1 protein-coding gene is annotated in these 252 nt (G+C 36.9%); it reads left to right on the top strand.

Annotated elements, in window-relative coordinates; all coding sequences use genetic code 11:
- A partial coding sequence (locus Q4563_RS21280; RefSeq protein WP_336623071.1) for an alpha/beta family hydrolase occupies positions 1-252 on the top strand: 252 nt, incomplete at both ends.

The following is a 252-nucleotide window of genomic DNA, read 5'->3' as shown; positions in this document are numbered from 1 at the left end:
CGAAAAAGCTTCAGCAGGCATCATGGGCGTAATTTGTATTGGCTATCCTTTTCATCCTCAAAAAAAGCCTGAAAAGCTTCGTTTAGAGCCTTTACAAGAAACTCTCTTACCTACACTTATTCTTCAAGGTGATAGAGATGCTTTAGGAGACCAAAGTGAAATAGAAAACTATGATATTTCACCTTTATGTAAGGTCTATTATTTTGAAGACGGTGATCATGATTTAAAGCCTAGAGTGAAATCGGGCTATAC

Source organism: Gilvimarinus sp. 1_MG-2023 (assembly GCF_030548285.1).
Note: the sequence above shows the minus strand (reverse complement) of the source record. Positions and strands in the feature narration are given on the sequence as shown.